The 2361-nt window shown below is 67.3% G+C and carries 5 protein-coding genes; all 5 read right to left on the bottom strand.

Annotated elements, in window-relative coordinates; genetic code table 11:
- A partial coding sequence (locus ALA01S_RS30785) for an ABC transporter substrate-binding protein (protein ID WP_157119425.1) occupies positions 1-417 on the bottom strand: 417 nt, incomplete at its 3' end.
- A 221-nt stretch (positions 418-638) separates the two neighbouring features.
- Positions 639-1055: an FKBP-type peptidyl-prolyl cis-trans isomerase gene (locus ALA01S_RS30780; RefSeq protein ID WP_066343550.1), complete on the bottom strand. Its 417-nt coding sequence runs from the start codon at positions 1053-1055 to the stop codon at positions 639-641.
- Between the two features lie 81 nt (positions 1056-1136).
- Positions 1137-1448 carry a hypothetical protein gene (locus tag ALA01S_RS30775; RefSeq protein ID WP_066343549.1) on the bottom strand — a complete coding sequence of 104 codons (312 nt, stop codon included), beginning with the start codon at positions 1446-1448 and terminating at the stop codon, positions 1137-1139.
- Between the two features lie 144 nt (positions 1449-1592).
- The gene (locus tag ALA01S_RS30770; RefSeq protein WP_066343548.1) at positions 1593-1952 is read right to left on the bottom strand and encodes a hypothetical protein; all 360 of its coding nucleotides are present in this window, start codon (positions 1950-1952) and stop codon (positions 1593-1595) included.
- A 39-nt stretch (positions 1953-1991) separates the two neighbouring features.
- The coding region (locus ALA01S_RS30765; RefSeq protein ID WP_174548675.1) for a Bax inhibitor-1 family protein at positions 1992-2361 on the bottom strand (370 nt) is incomplete at its 5' end.

Raw genomic sequence — 2361 nt, 5'->3', positions numbered from 1 at the left:
ACCCTGGGCGGTGTACTTGGGGTTGGTCACCGAGGGCGCGATCTGCGGGATGCCGGCGTCGGCGTAGATGCGCGAGGCGGGAATGGCGGTGCCGGAGTTCAGGTGGCCCACCACGCCGTTGACCTTGGCGTCCACGAGCTTTTGGGCGGCGGCGGTGCCTTGCTTGGGATCGGCGGCGTCGTCCTCGGCCAGCAGCTCGAATTTCGCCTTGCGCCCGCCAATGCTCACGCCCTTGGCGTTGAGCTCGTCCAGCGCCATGCGCACGCCGTTCTCGTTGTCCTTGCCCAGGTGGGCGATGGCGCCACTGGTGGCGGCGACGTGGCCGATGCGAACGACCAGGGGCTCCTGGGCATGAGCGCTCGCGTGGGCAAGGGTTAGAGAAGCGGCAAGGGCGGTGGCGGGGATGACGGGGTTCATGCGGGCGGGCGGTGAATCGGTACAGGGTGCGGAAGCCGCAAATGCTGTCATGTGTTCAGCACACTGTCGAATGCCGATAAAGTGGGCCGTCATGCCTGGAAGGTATGAAACAGGGCTTCAAAGCACTGCAATCACTCTTATGTCAATTTTGGTGCGTGCTCAACCGGGCGTTGGCCGCTTGCCGACGGGCCCTGCGTGGCCCGCCGGTCCGCCAAACGCCTTCAGCGCGTGGCGACGTTGAGCAGTTCGACTTCGAAGGTCAGCGTGCTGTTGCCGGGAATGACGCCGGGGATGCCTTGGGCGCCGTAGGCCGTGTTGGCCGGGCACGTGAGCTTGGCCTTGCCGCCCACCTTCATTTGCTGAAGGCCTTCGGTCCAGCACGGGATGACGCGGTTGAGCGGGAACGTGGTGGGCTGGCCGCGCTTGAAGGAGCTGTCGAACTCCTTGCCGTCGGCCAGTGTGCCGCGGTAGTGCACCTGCACCACGCTGGAGACCGTGGGCTGCGCGCCCTGGCCCTGGACGGTGTGCTCCACGATCACGCCGGAAGGCAGCTTCTGCGTTTCAACCGGGGCCTGGGCCTGGGCTTGGGCGCCGGCCAGCGACAACAGGACGGCAGCGAGGGAAACAATCGACTTCATGTCTGTGGAGCACGGAGAGTTGCGCAAGGCGCGCAGTGTCGCCGCTTTTGGGCCCGTGCCGCCGCGCCCCGCGAGGCCTCCTCAGGCGTGGCCCGGCGCGTAGCTGAAGCCGCCGCCGCGTTCCTGCTCCAGGCGGGTTTCCTCCATGAGGTCTTCCTGCACCGGGTCGGGGGCGCCGCCGCGGCGCAGATGCTCCTCGTACCAGGCCGTGATGAGCGCGCACACGATGGGCTCGGGGCCCTGGACCATCTCCTCGATGTCAAAGCCGCTGGCCTGGCAGATCGCTTCAATGGGATGCGGATCGAAGATCACCGCGCCGTCACGGATGTCCCGCGACAGGCGCAAGTCCTCGAAGTTGATGCCGTCCGGAATGGTTGCCTGTAATTGAATCAAGCTGCCTCCTCTGGATCCCGTCAAGGGCTGAGCCATTGTGACCGACTCCACCGCGGGCTGGGCGGGCTGTACCGGGATGAGACAGTCTGGCCACACTGGCAGGCGGTGTGCCCGCGCCGTCAGCGATCCTTGGTCACGGGCGGGTCACTGGTCTCCCTGGCGCGGGGCCGGGTCGCGGATTTCGCGCACCTCGGCCTCTATCACCTCGCCACCGTGGGGCTCACCGCGGCCACGCCAAGCCGCCGTGCCGGTGCTGCCGGCAAAACCGGAGCCGCCGCCGGGCATGCGCCCCGGCCAGTTGAAGCGCACACCGGCCTGGCGCAGGCGGCGCCTGGCCACCAGCGCCAGCACCACCACCATGGCAGCGCCCACCAGGGCTGCCACGAGCGTGAAGGCCATCATGAACAGGCCCGCCACGCCCAGGGCCAGGGTGCGCAGCATCGCCGCCGGGGCGGCCAGGGCGCGCGCCCACCAGGGAGCGCGCGTGGAGTAAGGCAGTTGCATCAGGAGATTTCCGTCGTGTGGCTCAAAGGCCCGCCGCCCTCAATCGTCGCTGCCGCTGGTGATGCCCAGCAGGGCCAGCAAGGACTGGAAGACGTTGAACAGGCTCAGGTACACACCCAAGGTGGCGGTGATGTAGTTGGTTTCCAGGCCGTCCCGCACGCGCTTGAGGTCATGCAGGATGAAGGCCGAGAAGATACCAATGGCCATCACGGACAGCGTGATCATCAGCGCGCTGGACTGGATGAAGATGTTGGCGATGCCCGCCACCATCAGCATCACGGCGCCGATGAACAGCCACTTGCCCATGGACGTGAGGTCGCGCTTGATCACCGTGGACAGCGTGGCCATGCCCAGGAAGATCGCGCCCGTGCCGGCAAAGGCCGTCATCACCAGGCCCGCGCCGTTGGCC

The organism is Azohydromonas lata NBRC 102462, assembly GCF_001571085.1.
GTDB classification, from domain to species: Bacteria; Pseudomonadota; Gammaproteobacteria; order Burkholderiales; family Burkholderiaceae_C; genus Azohydromonas; species Azohydromonas lata.
The sequence above is the reverse complement of the archived record's forward strand: the minus strand, read 5'-3'. Positions and strand labels throughout refer to the sequence as shown.

Bases quoted from the DNA above. Each gene is read 5' to 3' on its own strand.
- ALA01S_RS30770 (WP_066343548.1), bottom strand. From the start codon at position 1,952: ATGCAACTGCCTTACTCCACGCGCGCTCCCTGGTGGGCGCGCGCCCTG.
- ALA01S_RS30780 (WP_066343550.1), bottom strand. From the start codon at position 1,055: ATGAAGTCGATTGTTTCCCTCGCTGCCGTCCTGTTGTCGCTGGCCGGC.